This window comes from Roseateles sp. P5_E8 (assembly GCF_054177665.1).
In genome coordinates this window covers 21,344-27,778 of sequence record NZ_JBGCUM010000062.1, presented here as the reverse complement: position 1 = coordinate 27,778, position 6,435 = coordinate 21,344, and the positions used below count along the sequence as shown (strand labels likewise).

7 protein-coding genes are annotated in these 6,435 nt (G+C 64.3%); all 7 read right to left on the bottom strand.

Annotated elements, in window-relative coordinates:
• On the bottom strand, positions 1-753 hold a 753-nt coding region (gene xrtB / locus ACXRVZ_RS23890), incomplete at its 3' end, for an exosortase B (RefSeq protein ID WP_458232908.1).
• An 18-nt stretch (positions 754-771) separates the two neighbouring features.
• The gene (locus ACXRVZ_RS23885; protein ID WP_457423736.1) at positions 772-1,626 is read right to left on the bottom strand and encodes a polysaccharide biosynthesis tyrosine autokinase; all 855 of its coding nucleotides are present in this window, start codon (positions 1,624-1,626) and stop codon (positions 772-774) included.
• A gap of 31 nt (positions 1,627-1,657) precedes the next feature.
• A complete protein-coding gene (gene epsF / locus ACXRVZ_RS23880) occupies positions 1,658-3,091 on the bottom strand; it encodes a chain length determinant protein EpsF (RefSeq protein ID WP_458232907.1) in 1,434 nt (477 codons plus the stop codon).
• 19 nt (positions 3,092-3,110) lie between these two features.
• A complete protein-coding gene (epsE, locus tag ACXRVZ_RS23875) occupies positions 3,111-3,950 on the bottom strand; it encodes a polysaccharide export protein EpsE (protein WP_458232906.1) in 840 nt (279 codons plus the stop codon).
• Positions 3,947-4,927: an EpsD family peptidyl-prolyl cis-trans isomerase gene (locus ACXRVZ_RS23870; RefSeq protein ID WP_458232905.1), complete on the bottom strand. Its 981-nt coding sequence runs from the start codon at positions 4,925-4,927 to the stop codon at positions 3,947-3,949. The genes epsE and ACXRVZ_RS23870 overlap by 4 nt, the downstream gene beginning before the upstream one ends.
• Positions 4,928-5,289: 362 nt before the next feature.
• The gene (ubiE, locus tag ACXRVZ_RS23865; protein WP_457423728.1) at positions 5,290-6,021 is read right to left on the bottom strand and encodes a bifunctional demethylmenaquinone methyltransferase/2-methoxy-6-polyprenyl-1,4-benzoquinol methylase UbiE; all 732 of its coding nucleotides are present in this window, start codon (positions 6,019-6,021) and stop codon (positions 5,290-5,292) included.
• Between the two features lie 8 nt (positions 6,022-6,029).
• Complete coding sequence (locus ACXRVZ_RS23860; RefSeq protein ID WP_457423726.1) at positions 6,030-6,422, bottom strand: gamma-butyrobetaine hydroxylase-like domain-containing protein; 393 nt, start codon at positions 6,420-6,422, stop codon at positions 6,030-6,032.
• Between the last annotated feature and the right edge of the window lie 13 nt (positions 6,423-6,435).

Genomic DNA, 6,435 nt, shown 5'->3' with positions numbered 1-6,435 from the left:
GGTCACGAGCACCAGTATCATCACGCGAATCACGTTGGCCACAAATGAAATCGGAATGATCAAGATGGCCAGCGCCACATTCCTCGCCGCCGAGGTGTACTGCATGATATTCATGTAAAGCAGGCCAAGCGCCTCCAGCGTAAACATCGAATTCAAGCCTGCGCAGGCATCAGCCACCAACAGCTGATACTGCCCCACGGTCAAAATCACCCCGGAACGTCCGACGGGATACCCAACTGCATAAAGAATGCTCGACGCCAAGGCCGATACCGCGGACTTGAGCGGCGAGGTCACCAGCGACACCCAATCACCCGGCCAAGGAATCATGAATACAAGAAACAGAAGCGGGAACCATGCCAGCTTCACGCCTGCGCGACCGAAGAAAAAGAGCAACAGCGCGATCAGCACCAGGATCTGCGAGCCGATCTCGAAGGTCCAGATGGTCTGCGAGCGCCCGATGGCGTAAGCGCCGACGCCAAACAGCAGGACGACAGCGCCGAAAAAATTGCTGGGTGCGCGCTTGAGCTCTGCGAACTGGGCGTGCCTACGAAACAGCAGCCAAGCGCTGACGGCAAGGATGATGGGCCCATGCCCTTGCTCGTCGCTCGCCCAGATCGTTGTTGAGAGCGCGTAGTAGCTGGGGCCATACATGATGGCCCAGCCCAGCAACAACAGCCCCAGCGGAACCCAGGACCTGACAGACTGTGAAGTCACTTTCGGCATTGAAAGCGGCGAGTCGAAAGCAGCGGACACAACGTCACACCCTCTCTTTCAGAACTCGTTGACCACGGCGCCGATCAATTGCACGGAACTACCGGCCATGCTGGCGACCAGATCCTGCAACGCGGCCACCTTGTTCTCATGCCGGCGTGTCAGCACAAGGGCGGCACCGCACTTGGCGGCCACGACACAGGCGTCCGACCCCTGCGAGGCTGCAGCCGTATCAATAACGACATGATCGAACTTAGCTGTCAGCTCGCGGACCAACAGGCCAAAGGCCGGGCGCTCGATGAGTTCGAGCGGGTTCGGCGGTATGGGCCCACCAGGCAGCACAAACAGACCAGGCACGCCCTCAACCGACTGGATGACCTGCGTCTCTGAACGGCCCGACAGCAGAGAAGACAATCCAGCGGCGTTGCTGACCTTGAACACCTCGTGCTGGCGCGGGCCTCGCAGGTCTGCATCGACGATCAACGTTCGACCACCGAGCTGAGCCAGTGCCACGGCCAAATTGGCGGCGAAATACGTCTTGCCGTCGCCCCGGTCGGGGCTGATGACGGCCATGGCCTGACGCACCGTTTCGGGCTTGCTGAGCCGCATGGTGACTTGGCTGCGCACCGCACGGATGGCCTCGGCCTGCACAGAAAAGGGCTGCAGCAGGGTGATCAGCTCCGGGCTCGCCACGCGGCGCTCGGCATTGGCCAATGGATAGTGGAACTGCTGCGCAAGCGCGTTCAACACATCGTCCGGACTGGCCAAACCGAGCGTGACGGCGGCTTCACCGAAGCGCACGCCATGTTGGCGCTGATAGCTCAGCACTTTCTCGACCTCAGCGGCGCTGAGGTTGCGAGCGTCACGGATCAAGTCGCCAATCGGGCGCTCATGCAAGTCGGCGGGGGCGTTCACGGATGCTCCAGAAGTTGCGGCGTTCATCTGCTCAGGYCGCCTTGCCAGGTGCCTGACCAAGCAGGCGTTGTTGCATCAAATTGGCCTTGGCCGCCTTGCCGAACAGCCGGCGCCGGGCACTCGGCGAGGGCAAAACACCAATGATCGGTAGGCCCACGGCCTGGGCGACGTCTTCGACGCTGCGGACGCGGCGATCCAGCATCTCCATGGCAACGACGATCGCGATGGCCAACAGAGCGCCAGCGAAGATGGCCACGGCCATATTCAGCACGATCTTGGGTGATGCTGGGTCGATGGGCGGGAAGGCCTGTGACAGCACGGACACATTGCTCTGCGTGGCCAGGCTCTCCAGCGTGGTCTGGTTGAAGCGCTGCATGACCATGTCATAGGTGCGCTGGGCGTTCTCCACATCTCGCACCAGCACGGCGCCGTCATCGCGAACGGCCTTCATCTGCAGGACCTTGGTGCGTTGAGCCTCAAGCTGCGCCTTGGTCTCGCCGGCGCGCTGTTGGTTAATGTTGTTGGCGATGCCCAGCGAACTGCTGACCTTGCCCGTTTCGCTGTCGATACGGGTCTTGAGTTCAGCCAGGTTGGCGCGCGTCTCGATGACCTGCGGGTTCCTGTCGCCGAGCTTGGATGTCAGCTCCTGCAGCCGTGCCTGCAGGCGCGCCTGATCCGCTTTGAGGCTGCTGATCAGCGGGTTGTTCAGCACCTCTTGCATGCGGTCAGAACTGGCCCCACGGGCGGCTGCCTGCCGGCTGACCGAATCCGATGCCAGTGATTGCAGACCGACGTACTGCGATGACAGTTCGTTCAGTCGGCCATTCTCGACATCCAGGCGCTCATCGGTGGCGATGATGCCTTTGTCCTTTTGGAAATCGGACAGCTTGGACTGTGCTTTCTCAAGGACGTCGCGGGCCTCCTTGGCTCGCTGGTCGAAGAAGGACGAGTACTGACGCGCCGGCTCGACACGCATGTCAATATTGGTTTCGAGATACGCCTGCACGAAGGCGTTGGCCAGGGCTGCAGCGAACTTGGGGTCAGCGGCCTTGTAGGTGATGGTGACGACATTCGACTCGCGCGAAGGCTTCACGTCCAAGGCCTTCTGGAACACGGTGCCAAGCCACTGCTCGATCGAACCTTCGCCTTTGGTCGCGGCCTGCCATTGCTCACGGATCTGCGGATTTTCGTTGAGCTTGAGGTTGCGCACGACCTTGAATGCAACGCGATCACTCTGGATCACGTCGATCTGCGTGGCAATCAGGCTCGGGTTGACGCCACCGGGATACAGCACAGCAGCAAGCGGGTCCGGCTTGGTCGAGTCGATCACGACCGAGGCCGCCGCCGTGTAGCTCTTGGGCCAGACCAGACTGAGCACAAGGGCGAGTAGGACGATGCCAGCGAACACGCCGAGTGCCATCTTGTAGCGCGCACGCAGAATGGCCAAAAATTGAACAAAGTTCATCGCAGATTTCCCGAGAAAATCAGAACAGGCTTTCCTTGACGTACACGACGTCACCATCCTTGACGCCGTCGTCCATGACCGCTGGCATCACCTGCACCTTGCCGTCGGCACCCTTGCGGTGCACGCGGATGCCGCGCTCGGTGCCGCGCTGGTTCAGGCCACCACCGGCGGCGAGGACCTGCATCAGCGTCATGCCGCGCTCCAGCCGCATCGGGCCGGGGCGTTGCACTTCGCCGTAGATGTAGACGAGAGGCGCACGGTCGACCCAGAGGACGTCGCCGTTCTGGATGAGCACGTCGTTGGCGCGGTTCTGGTCGGCGCTGAAGACGCCGGGCAGGTCGATCTCCATGCGGAAGGGCTTGCCGTTGCGGGTGCCGCTGAGCACGAGCTGGTCGCCGCCCGTGGTGGCCACGCCGCCGGCGTTGGCCAGCAGGTCGGTCAGGCGCATGTCGGCCGTCTCGATGGGGTAGCGGCCCGGGCGGTTGACCTGGCCCAGCACGCTGGCCTGGTTGCCCTTGACCTGCAGCAGCGTCAGCGAGACCTGGGGCGACTTGACGAAGTTGCCGCTCTTCAGGCCGTCGGCGATGAGCTTCTCGGCCGCGCTGACACCCAGGCCGCCGATGCGGATGTTGCCCAGCAGCGGGAAGCTGACGACGCCCGACTCGGAGACACGGGTCTCCAGGGTCAGGTCGGGGTTCTGGTAGACGACGATGCGGATGACGTCGCCGGAGCCGAGGCGGTACTCGGGCGACGCTACCGTGCCCGGAGCCGCTGTCTGGGCCTGAACGCCCAGTGCGCTCAGCCCGAGCGCAGCGGCGAGAAACAGTTGAGGAAGTCGCATCGTCATCATCATCTTCATTTCAGGCCCATGCCCTTGGAGATGGAAGCAGGATCCAGGCCACTGGCGGCCGGAGCGGGAGACACAACCGGCGCGGGCGCCTCGGCGGCGACCGGCGCGGGGGCCGGAGCAGGAGCGCTCGCAGCCGCAGGTGCAGGCTGGGCGAACTTGCCGACGTATTCGATCTTGGAGCTGTCGCGCAGCGCCTTGATGTCCTTCTGCACGGCTTCAGCCTTGCGCTGGTTCAGCAGGAAGGCCTCGATGGCCGGGCGGGCGCGGGCTTCGTCAACCGGCTGGCTGCGCGAGCCGACGAGGAAGAGCACCGTCAGGCCGTTGGGCGCCGGGCTGACCATGGAGTCGCCGTCCTTCATGCGGGCAATGGTGTCGACGCTGGCGAGCGGCAGTTGCTCGGCGGCGCGCACGGCCTGGTTGCCGGTGAAGCGGAAGTCGTTGGCCTTCAGGAATTCGGCGAACTCGTTGAGGCTCTTGGCTTCGGCCAGCTTGGCGCGCAACGCTGCAAACTGCTCGGGCTTGGCCTCGATCTGCAGCTCCTGCAGGCTGTAAACGCGGCGTTCCTTGAAGAGGGCCGGCTTCTCGGCGTAGTACTTGGAGATCTCGTCGTTGGCGGGCTTGGCGACGGACTCGCCAACGCGCTCGACATAGGCGCGGGCGATGATTTCGCGCTTGGCGGCCTCGATCTGCTGCACCACGCGCGGGTCGCGGTCGAGCTTTTGCTCCTGCGCCTTCTGCACGGCGAGTTCCTGGTCGACCAGACGCTCCAGCACCTGGCGGCTCGCGGCTTCGGCCTGCTCGGGCTTGAGGCCTGGCTGGCGCTGCAGCACGAAGTTGATCTGGTGGACGGTGATCTCTTCCTTGTTGACCTTGGCGRCCGTCTGGGAAGCCTTGTCGCCCTTGTCACCACCACAGGCCGCCAGCAGCATGGCAGCCGCAACGGCAGCCAGCAACGAAGCGCGGGGGTTGATCAGTCGCTTTGCCATCTTTTCGATGTCCTTGTTGTGCGTAGAAGGGGTCCGGGCCCTGGGAAGCGGACGAGTGTAGCGGCCGGATATGTCGCTTCTATGGGGGTCTTGTCCCGTATAAAAGTGGGCCAAACCCGCAGTTAGAGCAGTTTCAAGCGACAAGTTCCCTTACCCCCACGTTCTTGGGGGAGGGTAAAACTAAGAACTGATGAAACGGGGCGCAGCCAGCGGGACTTCAGCGGGCCGAGCGCCGGGCCGCTCCCAAGCCGGCCCGCCTAGCGATGTGCTCGCGGCTCGATGCTGCGAGCATCGCCGTCCCCGCGGGGGACCGCCCAGACTCGCTCGCGTTCAGCGATGCGCGGTTGGGCGAGGGGCTCACATCAGCACTTGATGCCGGCGTGGAGGGCGACGATGCCCGCACTGAGGTTGTGCACGTCCACATGGCCGAAGCCGGCCGTCTTCATCAGGGCCTTGAGCGTCGCCTGGTCGGGGTGCATGCGGATGGACTCGGCCAGGTACTTGTAGCTCTCGGCGTCGCCCGCGAACAGCGAGCCCAGCTTGGGCAGGATGTTGAAGGAGTACCAGTCGTAGGGCTTGCGCAGCGGCTCGGCGATGCGCGAGAACTCCAGCACCAGCAGGCGGCCGCCCGGCTTGAGCACGCGGCACATCTCGGCCAGGGCCAGGTCCTTGTGCGTCATGTTGCGCAGGCCGAAGGCAACGGCGACAAGGTCGAAGCTCTCGCTCTTGAAGGGCAGCTTCTCGGCGTCGGCCAGGCTGGTGGGCAGGATGAGGCCTTCGTCCAGCAGGCGGTCGCGCCCCTGGCGCAGCATGGCTTCGTTGATGTCGGTGTGGACGACGACGCCCGACTCGCCGACCTTGCGGGCGAAGGCGCGCGCCAGGTCGCCCGTGCCGCCGGCGATGTCCAGCACGCGCTCGCCCGGCTTCAGGTTGGCCACCTGCACGGTGTAGGCCTTCCAGGCCCGGTGCAGGCCGGCCGACATGAGGTCGTTCATCAGGTCGTACTTGGACGCGACCGAGTCGAAGACGCCGCGGACCTTGCTGGCCTTCTCGTTCTCGTCGACCGTACTGAAACCGAAGTGGGTCTGGCTCATGGAAGGATTCAGTGTGAGTGGCAGCTGCCGCCGCCCTTGACGGGCATGGCGTCGTCGCGGCTCTTGCCGGCGGCGGCGAGGCGGGCTTCGTAGTCGCGCCACAGCGCGTCCTGCTGGCTGCCGAGCTTGTAGAGGTAGTCCCAGGTGAACAGGCCGCTGGCGTGGCCGTCCGAGAACTCGGGCCGCACGGCGTAGTGGCCGACCGGCTCCAGGCCGGTGACGACGACCTCGCGCTTGCCGGTCTGCAGCGTCTCCTGGCCGGGGCCGTGGCCCATCACTTCGGCCGAGGGGCTGTAGACGCGCATCAGCTCGAAGGGGATGCGAAAACGCGCGCCATCGTCGAAGGCAATCTCCAGCGCGCGGGACTGCTGGTGGACGGTGATCTCGGTGGGCGCAGGCATGGCGGGAGTGTCC

What these genes read in the sequence shown, in the direction of transcription:
- epsE (WP_458232906.1), bottom strand. Translation starts at nt 3,950, where the DNA reads ATGAAGATGATGATGACGATGCGACTTCCTCAACTGTTTCTCGCCGCT.
- ubiE (WP_457423728.1), bottom strand. Translation starts at nt 6,021, where the DNA reads ATGAGCCAGACCCACTTCGGTTTCAGTACGGTCGACGAGAACGAGAAG.
- ACXRVZ_RS23860 (WP_457423726.1), bottom strand. Translation starts at nt 6,422, where the DNA reads ATGCCTGCGCCCACCGAGATCACCGTCCACCAGCAGTCCCGCGCGCTG.